Below are 17,192 nucleotides of genomic sequence, written 5' to 3' on the forward strand. Positions count from 1 at the left end.
AGGATTTTAACCATTTATTGCGCTGGGGGCGGCGACCGACCATAGTCGAGGCGTTTTCACTAAGGCTATCCACGGATGATCGTCGGAAGCCGCGGCGGGCTTTTCCCGTGCGGTATCAGTCCACTCCCCCAATAAAACCAATAAGGGCATCGACTGCGTGCTGCGGCCGTAGGAAGGCGCCTCTTCCATCAGGCGGCCTCGTTGGGAGGCGGGAGGTCTCGTTTGGCGATCCGGAAAAAGCTAGCCAAAAAGGTCAACGGCTTGCGCAAAGTGCTGGCTCGGGAAGAAAGCTTGAAGAGCCGCCTGCAGAACATCGGGCACTTACTTACTGGGAACGCGCTCACTTCGCTGATCGGTCTCGTGGGTTTTGCCTTGACGGCAAGGGCGCTCGGTCCTTCTGACTATGGCATTTTGGCGCTCTGCTTCACCTACACAAGCGCCGTAGAACGCCTCGTGAACTTCCAGTCGTGGCAGCCCCTGATCAAATTCGGCGCGCAATCGAAGGAGCCGGAAACACTTAATTCGTTGCTCAAATTCGGGCTTCTACTTGACGTTTCCGCCGCGGCGACCGGCTTCTTGATCGCTGTGACGCTCGTGTGGGCCTTCGGCCGATGGTTCGGGATTTCGCCCGAGATGTCCGGCCTCGTCACCCTTTATTGCGCGGTTCTGCCGTTCCAGATCTCCGGCATGCCGATGGCCGTGCTACGCCTGTTCGGAAAGTTCCGATCCATCGCCTATGGCCATGTCGCCTCCAGCATCCTGCGTGTCGGACTGTGTGCGATTGGCTTTGCCATCGGGGGCGGCTTGTTCGAATTCGTGCTGATCTGGATGGCAGCTCAGATCGCCGCCTCGCTCACCATCCTCACGCTCTCGCTTGCGGAATTGCGCAGACGGGGAATGTTGGCAGGTGTGCTCAAGGCTTCTGTTCGAGGAATTACCTCCCACTTTCCGGGTCTATGGAAGTTCGCGATCTCGACGAACTTGTCATTGACGTTACGTTCGAGCGCCAATCAGATCGACACACTTTTCGTCGGGTATTTGGCTGGCCCGGCCGCTGCGGGTCTTTATCACATAGCCAAACGAATTGGCCGGCTTGCACAGCAGGTGGGGGACCAGGTCCAGGCGGTCCTTTTCCCCGACTTGGCTCGAGCCTGGGCAGCCAGCGCGCTTGATGAGTTTCATCGCGCCGTCACACAGATGCGTGGCATTCTTCTCGGCTTCGGCATAGTGCTGGTCGGCGGGATCTATCTGACGATCGGTCCGCTGCTAAGATTTGCTGTCGGTTCGCAGTTCGAGGCGGCAGCGCCGCTGGTTGTCGTCCAATCCATTGCCGTCACAATGATGTTGTACGCCACCGTTACCCGGTCGGCGCTTCTGGCGATGGGGCGGGAAGACCGTGTATTACGGGGCGTGCTCGTCGCAACGATTGCATTTCATGCCACGGCGCTGACGCTGATTCCGTGGGTGGGCGCCATGGGCGCCAACATCGCTCATATCGTCATGGCCACAATTTGGTTATCGATGATGACCGTCGCTTATCGCCAGACCCCGGGGATCCGGCAAGACGAACATCTTTAAGCCTAACTCCTCATCGCCACGCAGTTTCTCGACGCCCAACACCGACCTCTTGCTCAACCTGCGGGCGTTCACTATTATGAGACCGCTCGTTTCCTTATTGATTAATGCTCTTTGCCTTTGCGACGGCGGGAGAATTTTCCTTCGCCGACATCCAAATAGAAGACATACTCAAATGACTTTCATCACCTGGCCGGGAGAAGAACATGCTCCTTTCAGCTTCGAAAAGTCTAATAGCCTTTCCTTGCTCGGGAAGATGAACTGGGCGGCCGCTATGTATTGTGCCAAGTGATACGTGCGACATGGCCTAGATCAACGAGCCGCACCGGAAGGTGCTTCGCGGGAAGAATGCGAATTCGGGTGAGATATCTCATGAACAGTCGCCGCATGGCGTCTTGCATAAGCGGCCCGATACTTGCCGGACTGGCGCAGACAGAGCTTCGGGGGCCCCGGCGGTGCTTTCGGGAACGGCGGTCGCCGCGGCCACCAAGGGCGGAGGGGATCCGGAGCACGATGATGGGCCAGCGAATGGTGAAGACCCGCATCGTCGGTGCCGTCGCTCGAACGCTTTGGGTTCGACGGAGAACACTGCGAGCGGGATTTAGAAGCGGGCTCTTGTCGACGATGCAACATGGTGCATGCTGAAGGGAAAAGCCGGCTGTATGAGAGGCTGGTGTCGCGTATCACGCCGGCGCCGCGCAACTATCCTTAGACGGCACGGAAGGCTGTGAAGGAGCACAACATGAAGATGCACGAGATCGATTTCCTGATCATTGGCGCGACCAAGGCTGCCACGACCTGGCTTCAGCAATCACTTCAGCAGGACCCGCGCATATACATGCCGGCTCCCGAATTGCATTATTTCAGCCGCTACTATGATCGTGGGGACGAGTGGTACCTCTCAAACTTTGAAGTACAGAAGGACCAATGTCTCGTTGGTGAAAAATCCAACTCCTACATGGACACGGAGGGCGCTGCTGAGCGGATAAAAGAGAAGCTTCCCAAGGCGCGGCTGATCGCGCAGTTGCGTAATCCCATTGAGCGGGCCTACTCGGATTACTGCATGCTCTACCGCAGGGGCGAAGTCGGCCGAGACATCGCGACATATCTTGACCCCCGCAACGGCGCCGGCGGACGCTTCCTGAACGGCGGCCTCTATTTTCAGCAATTGCAAGCCTATCTCGATCGATTTCCGCGCGATCAGATTCTCGTCGTGCTTTATGAGGACATGAAGATCGATGCGGGTGCGCAACTCGACCGCGTCCGAAAGTTCCTGGATATCGCTGACGACCTGCCGCCTCGCCCTCTGGCCAAGAAGGTCAAAGACAAGACCGAGCCGGTGATCCACCCGACCTTGCGTCGCCTGCTGCGCCCGCTGAAGCCGATCGTTGCTCCTTTCAGGCAAAACGCTGCCTTCAAGAAGCTGCGTTCGATCGCCGCCGCCGAAGTGCAGTACGCTCCGTTGAGCCGGGACCTGCGTGAACGCATGAGCGACTTCTACGCCATGGAGGTAGAGAAGCTCGGTACGATAGTCGGCAGGGATCTGAACGGATGGCTGAGAAATGGAAGCGCTCGGCAATAACCGATGGACACGCTCGGTGAACTGATTTTGGGCGCCGACGAAGTGGCCAATGCCGGAGAGAGCTGGGTCTCACCTTCCAGGCGCTGTGCTATTACGACTAATGCGGCGCTTCCTAAAGTTGACGCGCCAGAACTATCTGTTATGCTCAAACCTACATCGCAATGGCATGATTTTTATTTATTGTTTTTCCCGGTCCACCATGACCGATGACTATAAATCAGCGGATTGGTGAACAACTAAGTTATATGTCTTGACGGAGTAACTTTTGTCATGACGAATTCATACGGCAATTTCCCGTTGACAAAATATGCGATAACGACGTCGCTGCTGACGGTGCAAATGAAGCACCTGCAGCATTGTCCCGCCGCAACTGTTGAGGACCACGAGGTTGGATTGGATCGCCCGCCAACGGCGATCGTCCCAGGGGCGCGTAGCCACACCGGCATTGCCGGCGTGCAGGATCGGATGGCAAAGCTGGGGGGCGTTCTGACCGGCGAAGATCGAGGCCGCCGAGGCACTCGGCTAACACCGGCAATTCCCATGCAATTCTCCCCGGCTGCGCTCCAGAAAGGAGCGCCAGCATGAAGTCGCCCATCCGCACCTTTATCGTCGATGATCACCCGCTGGTGATTGTGGGCGCGCGAACGTTGATCGAGACCTCAGGCGATATCCTCTGCGTCGGCGAAGCCAGCACCGGCGCCGAGGCCATGACCCAGATGGGCAAGGCCGCACCGGATGTCGCCATATTGGATGTGTCACTCCCGGACATGAGCGGTCTCGAACTCGCCGAAAAGGTCATAGCCAACAGCCACGCCGCTCATGTGGTGATAATGACCCATTACCATGCTCGATCATATGTTCAGCAAGCGCTGCAGATCGGGGCCAAGGGGTTTGTTCAGAAATGCTCGGCGGCGGAGAATCTGCTGCTTGCGATACGCTCGGTAATGCTTGGCGGGCTGTTTTTCGACCCTCCGACTGCGCGCGAGATGGCGACCTCGGCCACCGAGCGTAGCCCGGCACGTCCGCCTTCGATCGGTGCGCTGGGGTTAACCGCCCGCGAACAGTCCGTCCTGCGACTAGTCGCGCTCGGCTACTCGAACAAGGAGATCGGCGCCCACACCAATATCAGCGTCAAGTCGATCGAGACCTACAAGGCACGAGCTACAGAAAAGCTCAATCTGCGTTCGCGGGCGCAAATCGTGCACTTCGCTTTGACCCACGGCTGGATGAGCGTCAATTGATGCCAGTTATCCTCGGATGACTACCGTAGGATCAGGGGGGCAATTGTGCTAGATACAAACCCGAAGTGGCCGCAACTATTCTCCAGCGAGCCCACATTGTTCACCCGACCAATAGAACCGACCGGAACTGCGCCCCCGGCGAGAGGCCATTTGCGAGATGGTTCTGGGGTAAAACATTGGAGGTTGCCGTGCGGATAGCATTCGTCCTCTCGGGGCTCGGCGCGGGCGGCGCGGAAAAAATCGTCAATCTCCTTGCGCACCATCGCAATGCACAAGGCGATAATGTCCACGTTCTCGCAGTCAACGCCGATAGCCCGAAATCCTATTTCCCCTATCACGGTTCCATAAAGATCGAGACGCTCGGAAGTTCGACTCGCGCCATCCCACGCATCGCACAAGCCGTACAACGACTGTCGAGGCTTCGCCGCCGACTGATGGCGCTCAAGCCGGATCTTGTCATCTCCTTCCTGACCAAGGTGAATGTACTGGCCGGCTTGGCTACTCGCGGCCTCGATACGCCGATCATCATGTCGGAGCGAAACAACTTCACGTCCCAGGAAACTCATCTTCTTTGGCGGCTCGCTCAGCCGTTTGCTGTCAGAAGCGCAACGAGCTTGATTATGCAAACTCAGGATGCCTTTCAATCTCTGCCACCGAGGTTGCGCGGGAAGGCAGAGATCATACCCAACCCGGTGACGCTCCCGCCCAATGTTGCACGAGTTCCAAGCCAAGGCACCCGCGTGGTGGCCGTTGGGCGCCTGGAAAGGCAGAAAGGCTTCGATTTGCTTCTCGAAGCATTCAGCTACGTAGCACGATCCGTTCCGACAGCCCAGTTGACCATATTTGGCGAAGGGTCTCAGCGTTGCGCCCTCGAGCACCTCGCGCGAGATCTCGGCATTGGCGACAACGTCAAAATGCCTGGCGTTACAAAGTTTCCGCTTGAGTGGGTTGGAGCGGGCGACATCTTTGTGCTGAGTTCTCGTTTCGAGGGCTTTCCGAATGTGCTTTTGGAAGCGATGACCGCAGGGCTGCCGTCGATCGCGTTCGATTGCTCGTGGGGGCCGTCGGAAATTCTCAGCAGTCCGGATGCCGGGGTGCTTGTCCCCTCCGGAGACGTTCGGAGGTTGGGCGAGGCAATTCTCTCCCTGGTGACCGACCCGGCCTTGAGAAACAAGCTTTCCACCTACGGCGCGGCGGCCGCCTCGGCGCGATATGCGACTTCATCCATTCTGCAGCAGTGGGATAACGTGATCGCCAGATCCGTCAACCCGCCGTCGCTCAAATCGAGCTATGGCGAAAGCGCTGAATCCCCTCGCGCGGAACGCCACGCCTAAAGCCCTAATCCATGCGCAGCCGTTTGCGGCAACCGCATGCACGACAGGGACGTAGTGCGTCGCGAAGTGGTTTAGATCATTGCGGCGGAGGCCTCAGATAGAGGACTGGACTGCCGTATCGATCTTTGAAGCCAAGGTCGGTTGAAGGCAGATAGCCATTTCGCCGCGCATAGTCGAGCATCGGTCGCTCGAGAACCTCGTCGAAGCCGAGCAGCAGGGCTCCGGGCGGATCAGCGTCGAACATGGCTGCAATGCGGTCGGGCGACGTCATCCTATACCACGTGGCAAGATCCTGACTGGTGAATTCCGCGGTTCGATAGGCGAAGGGCCCCGTCGCCAGTTCTGGATAGACTTCGAGATGACCCTCTAACGGATAGATCGGCGACAGCGTGGCCACCTTTCCTTGCGCGCCTGCCGCCGCAATCCGCTGCGAGATAGCAACGCCAGCCTCGTGAACCCGCGTTACCGTCCACCGGTCCGGCCGGACAGCCGTGCCGATATGCTGGGCAAGACGCGGCGCCTCGATCACCAGAACCACCATTGTCGCGCCGACGAACACTGGCTGGAGCCGTGTTCGCGTCTCGGGCGCTAAGCTGCCGAAAAGCAGAGCGAGCCCCAAGGGGAGACAGATCAGCGGCGGCGCGAAATATTGGGGAAAGCTGGGCGTGGGCAATAGGCTCATGGCCGCGCTGCACACGAGCGCGCCCGCCACGACAAGGAGCGGACCATTGAGGACGCGCGAGAGCCGGCTTTTCCCATAATCGGCCGGCGCCTGGAACGCCGTCAGCAGCAGCGCGAGCAGAAGGGTGATCACCACGGCGCCTGCCGCGGAGAACCATATATCCTGTGCGAGCAACAGCTTCGCCATCAGCGATACAGCCTGCTCTTCGCCGGGTGCATTTGCCGTTCGCCAGTACTGCAGATGCGGGCCGGTGTGATATTGCGCAACATGGGCAAGGAATCTCTGCGGCGCAGCGAGCAAGGGTATGAGAACCGGCATTCCCCCCACAAGACCTCCCGCAGCAAGAGGCGCAACGACGTGCAGCAGGCGATCCCGGAAGCGGCAAGTGCGCGGCAGCAGTAACGCTGCGATCGCCACCGGCGGGATGAATGCCACCGCACTGATCTTGAAGACCGCGGCAAGCGACAGACAGAGGCCTGCGATCGCAATCAGGAAAGGCTTGGGATGTCCTTCTCGGACAGCGAGCACAAACAAACCGAGACCGATGAACGCGAAGGGCAGCGGTAAGAAATTGTTTGTCGCCGCCATGCCTGTCTGTGTCAGGAAAAGATCGTTCGTAACAGTGAGCGCGGCAACGCACCAACTGATCAACCCGGATCGCGTCAGCGAGTAGGTGATGGCTCCGATCGCCGCCAGGAATAACATCCAGGCCAGAAAGACCGACAGCCGGCCGCTGAACAACAGATGGTCCGACCCGATAGTCGCGCCGATCCAATGGAATAGCCAGGCCGAGCCGGGCGGATGATTGTAGAAGAAGTCCTCATAGAGGCGGTAGTTATCAAGGAGCCTGATCGGTGGCACGTATAGCTGCTCGTCCTTGCGCATTTCGTAGTTCATCAAGCGCAATAGCAAGGAGAAGAGAAGCAGTGCCGAGAGAATGACGATCGCGGCACGGGACAGGAGCGTTTTCAAATCCGCCGAGGGCATGGCAACGCGTGATGGAGCGACCTCGTCAATACCCGCCATTCGAATTCCTCCGACCTAAAGGAAACTCCGACACAATTGCGATATCGATCACGTTTGTCGCCGCCCCCTTTGGCGCCACTGCTCGCCCTAGGTTTTATCTGTATCGGACGCGATTGCTCGCCGCCATCCGGGGTTATTCCTGACAGCACCGTAGGGATTATCCTGACACGGCGCAGCTTGCGGATTTAGAGAAGGATGGATAGCATTAGTTTCTAATGTAAATACCGAAATAATTTCGGAGAACTATAGCTTAGTTGCACTCACTTTAATACTGAAATCTTGCACCTGCTTTTTCCTTCGGTCCGGCAGATGCCTTTTTTTATAGATGCGTTTCTGCACTCGCGTTTACTGCACGGGTCCTTGGACAGATATCGGCTTAAGGACGAAGCACACGGCAAGTTTGGCTGTTTGCGACCTTTGCGTCTGAAAAGGCGCACAGCGACGAGACGCATCATGCGCGACACCGATTGGACAATCCCATCGGATTTGCCGTCGCTAAAGCTTTTGGAGGCCGTCATGAAAGTCGTGTTATTCGCCGGAGGTCTCGGATCCCGCCTTGCGGAGGAGACCACCCGGATTCCGAAGCCCATGGTGGAGGTCGGTGGCAAGCCGATCATTCTCCATGTGATGGATATCTACAGCCGTTGGGGCTTCCACGATTTCGTCGTCGCCGGCGGCTACAAATGCATGTTCATCAAGAACTTCTTCCACAACTTCCACCTGTCGACAGCCGACTTCACGGTGGCACTTGGAAACGGGTCCATGGTGCTGCGCCCCGTGCATCCTCTGGATTGGAACGTCTCGGTGGTCGACACCGGTCTCTCGACGATGACGGGCGGCCGCCTGCTTCGCCTGCGTGACTGGCTCGACGGCGAGACCTTCATGGCCACCTATGCGGATGGCGTCGGCAACATCGATATCGAAGCGCTGCTCGACTTCCATCGCTCGCATGGCCGCCTGGCGACAGTCACCGCGGTGCAGCCGCCGGCAAGATTTGGCAATCTGGAGATCGAGGGCGACAAGGTCGCCGAGTTCACGGAAAAGGTGCGCAAGCACGAAACCTGGATCAATGGCGGCTTTTTCGTCTTCGAACCCGGCGTTCTGGATTACATTTCCGGCCCGTCAGACCCGTTGGAAGGGTCGCCGCTGACGAATCTGGCCCGGGATGGCGAGCTCTTTGCCTACAAGCACAAGGGCTTCTGGCATCCGATGGATACGATCCGCGACCGCGATTACCTCAACGGCCTTGCGGAAACCGAGGATCCGCCGTGGATGCAATTCGAGCGTAGCGCTTCACCCCCGTCCGCCGCGGTGACTGAGCTGCCGCTGGCAAATTCTAGGCGGAGCGGGTGACGTGAACGAGTCGGACCTCTCCCGGATTCTTCGCGGCCGCCGCGTCCTGGTCACCGGGCACACGGGGTTCAAGGGCGGATGGCTATCGCTCTGGCTTCGCCGTCTCGGCGCACATGTGGTTGGCGTTGCGCTGCCGGCATCCGCACCCTCGTTTTCGTCTGCCATTGATCTCGACGGCCTCGTCGACGGGCGCATTGGCGACATTCGCACCGAGGCGGGCTTCAGCGAAAGCATCGGCGGTCAGGATTTCGACCTCGTCATCCACATGGCGGCGCAGGCCGTGGTGCGGACCTCCTACGAGAGGCCGGTCGACACCTATATGACCAATGTCGTCGGGACCGCCGTGGTGCTCGAGGCAGCACGCCGCATGCCATCCTTGCGCGGCATCGTCGTCGTCACGAGCGACAAATGCTACGAAAATCGGGAATGGGTCTGGGGCTACCGGGAGAACGATCCCATGGGCGGCCGCGATCCCTACAGTTCCTCGAAGGGGTGTGCCGAACTGGTGGCCGCGGCCTACCGCTCCTCCTTCTTCAGCGATCCCGGCGGCCCGCAGCTTGCCACAGTGCGGGCGGGCAACGTGATCGGCGGCGGAGACTGGGGCGCGGACCGGTTGATTCCCGACCTGGTGCGCGCCGTCGAAACCGGCATTCCGGCGCGCCTGCGAAATCCCAAGAACGTGAGGCCCTGGCAGCATGTTCTCGAGCCGCTGCGCGGCTATCTCATGCTGGCTGCCGGCCTGATCGAGACCGGTGCACGCTTCGCGGGCGGCTGGAACTTCGGCCCCGAAAAGGACGCGACGGTGAATGTTGGCACGCTCGCGGAACTGGTCGTTTCCCATTGGGGCGGTCCGCCACCCGAATATGTCGCCGAACGCCGGGCCGACGAGCCGGCCGAATCCGCCGTCCTGCGCCTCGACAGCACGAAGTCGCACGTCGAACTCGGTTGGAAACCTTTGCTCGGGCTGGACGAGGCGGTCGGAATGACCGTCGCCTGGTACCGCAAATACATGGAAGATCCGGCCGACATGCGCCGGTTCTCACAGCAGCAACTTGACGAATACGCAGCACACTGGGTCAGAGCGGCCTGAACCGCAGATGGAGAGCATGACATGCGTGTCAACTATGGGCAGTCCGTTTACGGAGAGAAGGAAATCGCAGCCGTTGTCGATGTCATGCGGACGTCGACGCAGATGGGCCGCGCGGTGAGAAGCATGGAAGAGCGCGTCTCAGCGCTCTTCGCCAAGCGGCACGGCATCATGGTCAATTCCGGATCCTCGGCCAACTACCTGGCGGTGGAAATGCTGCAGCTGCCGCAAGGCGCGGAAGTCATCACCCCGGCCCTGACCTTCGCAACAACCGTCGCGCCGATCGTCAGGGCAGGTCTCGTGCCGGTGTTCGTGGATGCGGCGGAAGCGACCTACAACATCGACGTCGATGCGATCGAGCGCATGATTTCGCCAAAGACGCGCGCCGTGATGATCCCGTCATTGATCGGCAATCTTCCGGATTGGGATCGAATTCGTGCGATTGCCGACGCCCACGGCCTGTTCGTCATCGAAGACAGTTGCGATACCCTCGGCGCCACCATCAAAGGCGTCAGCACCGGCAAGCGCTCCCATGTCAGCACGACCAGCTTCTACGGCTCGCACGTGATAACGGCGGCCGGAAACGGTGGCATGCTCTGCGTCAATGACGATGAACTGGCGCGACGCGCAAGGCTGATGCGCTCCTGGGGGCGCACGTCGTCACTGTTCGTCGATTCCGAGTCGGTCGAAAACCGTTTCAACATCGACATCGACGGCTTCTCCTATGACGCGAAGTTCGTGTTCGAGGCGCTCGGCTTCAATTTGGAGCCGTCCGAGATGGGTGCCGCCTTCGGGCTCGTTCAGCTCGACAGGCTCGAAGAAAACATTGCCGCGCGGGAGCGCAACTTTGCCGCCCAGTTGGCCTTCTTCAAACAATACGAAGACTGGTTCATTCTGCCGCGGCAATTGTCCGAGTCCCGAACCGGGTGGCTTGCCTTCCCGCTCACGATCCGGCCGGATGCGCCGTTCACCAGGCGCGATATGCAGATCTTCCTCGAACGCAGGGATATTCAGACCCGCCCCGTTTTCACCGGCAATATCCTGCGTCAACCGGCCATGAAAGACGTCAACAGCCGGGTCTCTGACAAGGGCTACCCGGTGGCGGACGACGTGATGCGCGGCGGGATCTTGCTCGCCTGCCATCACGGCCTCACGCCGGAGCAACTCGACCATATCCATGCGTCGTTCTGCGACTTCGTCGACAGTTTCTCGACGAAACCGAGGATGCGTGCACCGCTGCAGGCGAGTGCTGTAGCAAGCTGACAGGACGAGGTGAGAAGGTGTGCACGGTTGTCCGCCTCTAAGCTATCGGCGTCGGTCCTCGGGCCGACTCCACTATCGCATCGGGAGGCGCTGAAACATGCGTGAAGCAGCTCAAAGAGCAGATGGCGCTTCGCAGCTCCCGAGCGGCATTTAGGCTTCGCAGCAAGGGTAGGTGGGTTCAAGTCGTGGCGCGTATTCTTATCACCGGTGGCGCAGGTTTCGTCGGCTCTCATCTAGCGAGGGCTTGCCTTGCGGCCGGTCATCAGGTTCATCTCATCATCCGCCCGGGCTCCGACGACACGCGGGTCCAGGATCTACGCGGCGGCGTCGTTCGGCACAATTTTGACCTGCAATCAGAGACCGCGCTCAAGCACTGTCTTTCCGATGCAGAACCCGAGTACATATTTCACCTCGCGGCCCGTCCGCGCCGGCCGGAAGCCCCTGACCTCTCCGACGCTCGGGATGGGATGCGCGAGCAGGTGCAGGTATTGATCGGCTTGCTGAGCGCCGCCGCAACGGCGCCCCGTCCCCCGAAAATCATGATCCGGACGGGCTCGCTCGCCGAATATGGCTCCGCACAGGCGCCATTTCACGAGGACACGCGCGAAGTTCCGGTCAACGCCTACGGCGCCGAACTGGTCGCTGCCACGCAGCTGGCTGGCGCCCTTCAGCGCCGGCTGCCGTTCCCGGTCATTACCGCCCGGCTCGCCCTGGTCTACGGCGCCTTGCAATCCACTGCCTATCTCCTGCCATGGCTGATCACCCGTTGCCTGGCCGGAGAGACTTCGATGGTGCGACATCCGGAAGATCGGCGCGACCTGATCTATATCGACGACGCCGTTGACGGGCTTCTCCATGTAGCAGAGGCGCAACTGTCTGGCGGCACGATCATCAATATCGGCACCGGCTTTGCTCCGACGATGCGCGACGTGGCGCGACTGATAATCGCGGAAACGGGCGCCGATCCGACGCTCGTCGAGTATGGCCCGGCGGATGGTTCGTCGGGCATTCCGGACTTCCGCGCCGCCACGGCGTTGGCACGCAGCCTTCTCGGATGGAGCGCATCCACTCCATTGGCAGAAGGTCTCGTGCAGACCGTCGCATGGTATCGCGAGCACGCGCGCCTGCAGGAGCCGCCGAGCGAGTTGCCGGCAACGTCGCGCCGAGAAAGAACGGGAGCTCCATAAGGTGGCCGAGATGAAGCCGTTGATTTCTGTTCTGATACCGGCGTTCAACGAGGAAGCGAACGTCCGGCGAGCCTATGCCGCCATTGTGGAAACGTTCCGCGATCTTCCCGGCTACAATTATGAGATCATCTTCACCGATAATCATTCCACGGACCGCACCTTCCAAATTCTTCAGGAGATTGCACGCGAGGATCGCCGCGTCCGCGTCATCCGTTTCAGCCGTAATGTCGGATATCAGCGCTCGCTCCTCATAGCCTACAAGGCGGCGACCGGCGATTGCTCTGTCCAGATCGATTGCGATCTCCAGGATCCGCCGCACCTGATCCCCCAGATGGTGGCGCTCTGGCGACAGGGCCATCAGGTCGTCTATGGAATTCGCCGCTCGCTTACGGATGGGTGGTTCACCGTCTTTGTAAGACGCACATTCTACCGGTGCATCAATGCCTTGAGCGAAGACGACCTGCCCCTGAACGTCGGCGAATTCCGCTTGGTCGACCGACGCATTCTGGATGAACTGCGCCGGGTCGACGACACGTCGCCCTATCTGCGCGGGCTGATCAGCGCGATGGGCTTCTCGCAAGTCGGTTTCGAATATGACCGCGAGGCCCGGGTCGCGGGCGAAAGCAAATTCCCGTTCAGGGCCATGTTCTCATTAGCCGTCGACGGCATTCTCAATCATTCTCTGACGCCGTTGCGGATAGCCTCGATGACGAGCCTGATCATGGGAACGGCGACCTTTCTGTTGCTCATCGGCTATGTCATCGGCAAGCTGGTTTTCGGTCAGGAATGGCCTGCAGGTTTCGCAACGACAACGATCCTGATCCTGCTCTCCATCACGCTAAATGCGATCTTCCTTGGGATCATAGGCGAATATATCGGGCGGATATTCATGCAATCCAAACGACGCCCGACCCCGATAATCGAGGCGAGCCTGAATGACGAGTTCGATGCGCATTCTGAGCGCGCGCCGTCGAGAATGGGTTCAGGCTGATGCGCTCTTTGCTCGCCCGCTATGCCTTCGGCCGACAGGAAAGCCTCGACAGATTGCTGCGCTTTGCCACCGTTGGCTCTATCACGACGACTTTGGATTTCGTGCTCTTCACCGGCTTCGTCGCCATCGACGCGGCACCAGGCCCCGCTAACATTCTGTCCTATTCGTGCGGCATTCTCGTAAGCTATGTTCTCAACCGGTCGTGGACCTTCCGCGCCCGGCACAGTCACCTTCAGGCGTTGAAGTTCGTCCTCGGCACTCTCACCGGTCTCGTGATCTCGACCTGCTTAGTCGCCCTGCTGGCGAGGTGGCTCCCCGCGCCCCTTGCAAAGATCTTAAGCGTTCCCCCGGTCTTCGCCTGGAACTATCTCGTCGCACGCCTATGGGTCTTTCGGACCTGATAGCCGGCGCCGAATTGCGCAACCTTTTGCGCTGACAATCATGTCACGACAACAAAACAAGGAGCTCACCGCGAGGAAGCACTGAAACATCGAACATTAAAGCAGGTTCCCTGCCCCGCGCTTCGCGGTCTTAACAGGGAGTGGCACGGAGGACTGGCCATGGCAATCATCAACGGCACATCCGGAAACAATATCCTCATCGGCACGGATCAAGAGGACACGATCAGCGGCCTGGCCGGTGACGATCTCCTTCAGGGATTGGGAGGGGCCGACGTCATCAACGGCGGCTTGGGAGTCGACACGGCCGACTATCGGGACAAGACGGCAGGGATCAGCGTCACGCTCAACGGGATCAATGATGCGGTTGTTACGGTCGGTGGCATTGACGAAGATATCCTCCGCAGGATCGAAAATGTCTACGGCGGTTCAGGGGACGACACCATCACCGGGGATGCCGAAAACAACCTTTTCAGAGGCGGGGGCGGAAGCGACGTGCTCGACGGCGGAGCCGGGATCGACACGGTCGACTTTACCGACAAGACGACATCGGTCGTGGTCACCCTAGGGGGAGCCACTCCGACGACGGTCTTCGTGAATGGTCTTGCCGAGGATACCATCAGCAATTTCGAGAACGCTTACGGCGGCTCGGGCGACGACATCCTGACCGGCGACGATCGGAACAACGTCCTGCGCGGCGAAGCCGGCAACGACACCCTCAATGGGGGCAGTGGCGACGACGCCCTGTTTGGTGGTGCTGGCGACGATGAGGTCGATGGCGGCGCCGGTATCGACACCTTCGACATCCGGGAGAAGACTGCTGCGGTCGTTCTTACACTTAACGGCGCCAATGCCGCAACGGTCTTCGTCGGCGGAGTTGCGGAGGACACGATCCGCAATGTCGAGAACATCGTCGGCGGGTCGGCGGGCGACACGCTAACGGGCGATGCCGCGGCCAACAAGCTTTCCGGCGCGCGCGGCAATGACTGGCTGAAAGGAAGTGGCGGGGCAGACATCCTGGACGGCGGCGAGGACATCGATACGGCCGACTACAGCGACAAGACAGCCGCCATTGCAGTGACACTGAACGGCAGCAGCCTCGCCACCGTGACTGTCGGCGGCGTTGCTGAGGACTCGATCGCGAAGATCGAGAACGTCGTCGGCGGCTCGGGCGGTGACACGATGACCGGTGACGCGGCCGGCAATACGTTCCGCGGAGGCTCCGGTGCCGACACATTGGACGGCGGCGATGGCAGCGACACCGTCGATTTCAGCGACAAGACTCAATCCGTTCTCCTCGCACTCAACGGTGCGACCAACGCGATCGCGACTATTGGCGGGACAGCAGAGGATACGGTGCGCAATATCGAGAATATCATCGGCGGCTCAGGCAACGACCAATTCACCGGCGATGCCGCTGCCAACACATTCCGCGGGAGCGCCGGTTCCGACGCGCTGGACGGTGGCGCCGGCAGCGATACTGCCGACTATAGCGATAAGACGGCATCCGTGGTCGTAAGGCTGGCCGGGGCGAGTGCTGCCACGGTGTCCGTGGGCGGGGTGGCGGAGGACACGCTTCGCAACATAGAGAACATCATCGGCGGCGCGGGCAACGATGTCCTCGCTGGCGACGGCTTTGCAAATGTGCTCGATGGCGGTGCCGGCAGCGATACCGTCGATTATTCCGCATCAACCAAACAGATCGCGCTCACGCTCAACGGCGCCAACAGCTCAACGGTCTTGGTCGGCGGTGTTGCCGAAGACAGCGTCCGCAACATCGAGAATGTAACCGGCGGCGCCGCTTCCGACGTGATCACCGGCGACGCGCAGGCGAACATCATCATTGGCGGTGCGGGGGACGACCTCCTTAAGGGCGGAGGCGGCCTCGACGTCATTGACGGCGGCGTCGGTTCCGACACGATTGACCTCAGCGACAAAACCGCCGCGATCGTCCTGACATTGGGTGCGGCTAGTGCGATTGCGACCGTCGGCGGCGTGGACGAGGACACGGTCCGCAACATCGAGAACATCTTCGGAGGCGCCGGCGCCGACGTGCTGACTGGCGACGGCGGCAGCAACACGCTACGCGGGGGCGGGGGTGCTGACACTCTCGACGGCGGAGCGGGCGTCGACACGGCCGATTACCGGGACAAGACAAGGTCCGTCGTCCTTACGCTCGACGGAGCCAATGCCGTGATCGTCAAAGTCGACGGCGCGAACGAGGACACGATCCGGAACTTCGAGAATATCTCGGGGGGCTCCGCCGGCGATACGCTCACCGGCGACAAACTGGCCAATACACTGCGCGGCAATGACGGCAACGACACGCTGACGGGCGGTTTGGGCAGAGACGTGCTCGACGGCGGCAACGGAATCGACGCGGCCGATTACCGGGAGAAGACCGAGGCGATCAGCGTTACTCTCAACGGCACGGCCAATGCGAGCGTCGTTGTCGCCGGCATAGCCGAAGATACTATTCGCGGCATCGAGAATATTTTGGCGGGGTCCGCCGCCGACACGCTTGTTGGCGACAGCGCAAACAATCTGTTCCGCGGCGCCCTCGGGGCCGATTTCATCGACGGCAGCGCAGGCGTCGACACGGCGGATTACCGCGAGAAGACAGCCTCGGTCAGGGTCACGCTCGACGGAGGAAACGACAGCTTCGTCTTCATCGGAGGTTCCGCGGAGGACACCATCCGCAACATCGAGAACGTGTTTGGTGGCAAGGGCAATGATACGCTCACAGGCGACGGCCTCGACAACAGGCTCGATGGCAATGACAACAAGGACCTGCTCACGGGTGGGGGCGGAGCGGATACCCTCGATGGTGGTGCGGGCGTCGACACGGCAAGCTATCGCGACAAGAGCGTGTCGGTATCTGTCACCCTCAATGGCGCCACCACTGCAACCGTCACGGTCGGAGGCGTGGCCGAGGATACGGTCCGCAACATCGAGAACGTGTGGGGCGGGACCGGCAACGACGATCTCAGGGGCGATGCGAACGCCAATCTCCTGTCGGGCGGCGGCGGAAGCGACGTGCTCTTCGGTAATGCCGGTGCCGACACTTTCCAGTTCGATTTCGCTCTTGGGGCGACGAATATCGACACTATCTCGGACTTCGGCGCGGGAGACAAGCTCGCCCTATCGACGACCGTCTTCACCGCGCTGAGCGCCGGTTCGCTGGCAAGCGCGCAATTCTACGCGGCCGCCGGCGCGACCGCGGCGCAGGACGCCAACCACAGGATCATCTATGATACGACGACGGGCACCCTCTACTATGATGCAGACGGCAGCCTTTCAGGTGCTACGGCCGTGAAGTTCGCGCTGCTCTCGACGCAACCGGGCCTGACGACGGGAGATTTCCTCATCGTGTGACGAGCACTATTGTGCCGACAGGCTGGTCAAGGCAATCACCGGCTATCGGCCGCTCGCTCGGAAGGCGGAGCTGATTTTTAAGGAGACATATAGTAAAC

At 60.2% G+C, this 17,192-nt stretch carries 14 protein-coding genes; 13 read left to right on the forward strand and 1 reads right to left on the reverse strand.

All coding sequences use genetic code 11. The features are described 5' to 3' along the window. Nucleotides 1-222 precede the first annotated feature (222 nt). The 6 genes from AYK65_RS29080 to AYK65_RS29100 all read left to right on the forward strand — a co-directional run bounded on the left by AYK65_RS29080 (nt 223) and on the right by AYK65_RS29100 (nt 5,732). Nucleotides 223-1,578 (forward strand): lipopolysaccharide biosynthesis protein, encoded by a 1,356-nt coding sequence (locus AYK65_RS29080; RefSeq protein ID WP_081162815.1) that lies wholly within the window; start codon nt 223-225, stop codon nt 1,576-1,578. Nucleotides 1,579-2,317: 739 nt separating this feature from the next. Next, nucleotides 2,318-3,157: a sulfotransferase family protein gene (locus AYK65_RS29085; protein ID WP_081162817.1), complete on the forward strand. Its 840-nt coding sequence runs from the start codon at nt 2,318-2,320 to the stop codon at nt 3,155-3,157. A gap of 3 nt (nt 3,158-3,160) precedes the next feature. Continuing rightward, complete coding sequence (locus AYK65_RS32205) at nt 3,161-3,367, forward strand: hypothetical protein (protein WP_139793387.1); 207 nt, start codon at nt 3,161-3,163, stop codon at nt 3,365-3,367. A gap of 60 nt (nt 3,368-3,427) precedes the next feature. Beyond that, complete coding sequence (locus tag AYK65_RS29090; protein ID WP_081162819.1) at nt 3,428-3,742, forward strand: ATP-binding protein; 315 nt, start codon at nt 3,428-3,430, stop codon at nt 3,740-3,742. Beyond that, the gene (locus tag AYK65_RS29095; protein WP_026614512.1) at nt 3,739-4,398 is read left to right on the forward strand and encodes a response regulator transcription factor; all 660 of its coding nucleotides are present in this window, start codon (nt 3,739-3,741) and stop codon (nt 4,396-4,398) included. The genes AYK65_RS29090 and AYK65_RS29095 overlap by 4 nt, the downstream gene beginning before the upstream one ends. Before the next feature lie 188 nt (nt 4,399-4,586). Then, nucleotides 4,587-5,732 (forward strand): glycosyltransferase family 4 protein, encoded by a 1,146-nt coding sequence (locus AYK65_RS29100; RefSeq protein WP_172402083.1) that lies wholly within the window; start codon nt 4,587-4,589, stop codon nt 5,730-5,732. 76 nt (nt 5,733-5,808) lie between these two features. Here the strand turns inward: AYK65_RS29100 and AYK65_RS29105 are convergent, their stop codons facing one another. Further along, nucleotides 5,809-7,440, reverse strand: coding sequence for a glycosyltransferase family 39 protein (locus tag AYK65_RS29105; protein ID WP_081162825.1), 1,632 nt, complete (start codon nt 7,438-7,440; stop codon nt 5,809-5,811). A gap of 516 nt (nt 7,441-7,956) precedes the next feature. Here AYK65_RS29105 and rfbF point away from each other — a divergent pair. The 7 genes from rfbF (at nt 7,957) to AYK65_RS29140 (ending at nt 17,094) form a co-directional block, all read left to right on the forward strand. Further along, the gene (gene rfbF, locus AYK65_RS29110; RefSeq protein ID WP_046117826.1) at nt 7,957-8,793 is read left to right on the forward strand and encodes a glucose-1-phosphate cytidylyltransferase; all 837 of its coding nucleotides are present in this window, start codon (nt 7,957-7,959) and stop codon (nt 8,791-8,793) included. Between the two features lies 1 nt (nt 8,794). Next, nucleotides 8,795-9,883: a CDP-glucose 4,6-dehydratase gene (gene rfbG / locus AYK65_RS29115; protein ID WP_046117648.1), complete on the forward strand. Its 1,089-nt coding sequence runs from the start codon at nt 8,795-8,797 to the stop codon at nt 9,881-9,883. A 21-nt stretch (nt 9,884-9,904) separates the two neighbouring features. Further along, nucleotides 9,905-11,143 carry a DegT/DnrJ/EryC1/StrS family aminotransferase gene (locus AYK65_RS29120; protein WP_034885219.1) on the forward strand — a complete coding sequence of 413 codons (1,239 nt, stop codon included), beginning with the start codon at nt 9,905-9,907 and terminating at the stop codon, nt 11,141-11,143. A gap of 185 nt (nt 11,144-11,328) precedes the next feature. Beyond that, complete coding sequence (locus tag AYK65_RS29125) at nt 11,329-12,330, forward strand: NAD-dependent epimerase/dehydratase family protein (protein ID WP_172402084.1); 1,002 nt, start codon at nt 11,329-11,331, stop codon at nt 12,328-12,330. Between the two features lie 10 nt (nt 12,331-12,340). Next, nucleotides 12,341-13,321, forward strand: coding sequence for a glycosyltransferase family 2 protein (locus tag AYK65_RS29130; protein ID WP_081163103.1), 981 nt, complete (start codon nt 12,341-12,343; stop codon nt 13,319-13,321). Then, entirely contained in the window at nt 13,321-13,722 is a 402-nt protein-coding gene (locus tag AYK65_RS29135; RefSeq protein ID WP_081162830.1) for a GtrA family protein, read from the forward strand. Before AYK65_RS29130 ends, AYK65_RS29135 begins: the two co-directional genes overlap by 1 nt. Nucleotides 13,723-13,881: 159 nt before the next feature. Next, nucleotides 13,882-17,094 carry a calcium-binding protein gene (locus tag AYK65_RS29140; protein ID WP_081162833.1) on the forward strand — a complete coding sequence of 1,071 codons (3,213 nt, stop codon included), beginning with the start codon at nt 13,882-13,884 and terminating at the stop codon, nt 17,092-17,094. Nucleotides 17,095-17,192 lie beyond the last annotated feature (98 nt).

Source organism: Ensifer aridi (genome assembly GCF_002078505.1).
Taxonomy (GTDB): domain Bacteria; phylum Pseudomonadota; class Alphaproteobacteria; order Rhizobiales; family Rhizobiaceae; genus Sinorhizobium; species Sinorhizobium aridi.

What these genes read in the sequence shown, in the direction of transcription:
- AYK65_RS29085 (WP_081162817.1), top strand. Translation starts at nt 2,318, where the DNA reads ATGAAGATGCACGAGATCGATTTCCTGATCATTGGCGCGACCAAGGCT.
- AYK65_RS32205 (WP_139793387.1), top strand. Translation starts at nt 3,161, where the DNA reads ATGGACACGCTCGGTGAACTGATTTTGGGCGCCGACGAAGTGGCCAAT.
- AYK65_RS29090 (WP_081162819.1), top strand. Translation starts at nt 3,428, where the DNA reads ATGACGAATTCATACGGCAATTTCCCGTTGACAAAATATGCGATAACG.
- AYK65_RS29095 (WP_026614512.1), top strand. Translation starts at nt 3,739, where the DNA reads ATGAAGTCGCCCATCCGCACCTTTATCGTCGATGATCACCCGCTGGTG.
- AYK65_RS29105 (WP_081162825.1), bottom strand. Translation starts at nt 7,440, where the DNA reads ATGGCGGGTATTGACGAGGTCGCTCCATCACGCGTTGCCATGCCCTCG.
- rfbF (WP_046117826.1), top strand. Translation starts at nt 7,957, where the DNA reads ATGAAAGTCGTGTTATTCGCCGGAGGTCTCGGATCCCGCCTTGCGGAG.
- AYK65_RS29120 (WP_034885219.1), top strand. Translation starts at nt 9,905, where the DNA reads ATGCGTGTCAACTATGGGCAGTCCGTTTACGGAGAGAAGGAAATCGCA.
- AYK65_RS29130 (WP_081163103.1), top strand. Translation starts at nt 12,341, where the DNA reads ATGAAGCCGTTGATTTCTGTTCTGATACCGGCGTTCAACGAGGAAGCG.
- AYK65_RS29135 (WP_081162830.1), top strand. Translation starts at nt 13,321, where the DNA reads ATGCGCTCTTTGCTCGCCCGCTATGCCTTCGGCCGACAGGAAAGCCTC.
- AYK65_RS29140 (WP_081162833.1), top strand. Translation starts at nt 13,882, where the DNA reads ATGGCAATCATCAACGGCACATCCGGAAACAATATCCTCATCGGCACG.